Below are 567 nucleotides of genomic sequence, written 5' to 3' on the forward strand. Positions count from 1 at the left end.
GTGAAAGTCAGGCTCTCCTTGACGAATTCGACCCGCACGCCCTTGCCGGTGAGGGTGCGCACGATCGAGCGGAGGTCGTCGAGGTTTCGGGCCAGGCGGTCCATCGAGTGAACGATCACCGTGTCGCCGTCACGCACGAACGCGAGCATCTCGGCGAGCTTCGGCCGCGCCGAGTCCTTCCCGGAGGCCTTGTCGGTGAAGGTGCGTTCGACATCGACGCCGTCGAGCTGGCGGACGGTGTTCTGATCGAGAGTGCTGACCCTGATGTAGCCGACCCGCATGATTCACCCCTCCAGAGACCGAAATTGTCAGGTTGAACTCTAAGAACCCAGCCGACAAGTGTCAAGAAAGGCGAATTCTCACCCTATTTTGACGCTGTTCGTCCCCGGTCACGACTGTGGTGTTGGGGTGTACCCCAGATGCGCAGGCACTGCCAGCACCACGCTCCGCAGCTGCGGCTGTAACGTGTTTCACTTCTGAGTGTCAACGGATTTCGGAGGGGACCGAACACAGATGCTGAGCTTCTTCGTCGAACGCGATGGTCGACTCGTCGCCCAGAAACTCGCC

At 60.5% G+C, this 567-nt stretch carries 1 protein-coding gene; it reads right to left on the reverse strand.

The features are described from left to right. On the reverse strand, positions 1-281 hold a 281-nt coding region (locus tag A5780_RS21805), incomplete at its 3' end, for a recombinase family protein (protein WP_197521827.1). Positions 282-567 lie beyond the last annotated feature (286 nt).

The organism is Nocardia sp. 852002-20019_SCH5090214 (genome assembly GCF_001665865.1).
Lineage (GTDB): Bacteria > Actinomycetota > Actinomycetes > Mycobacteriales > Mycobacteriaceae > Nocardia > Nocardia nova.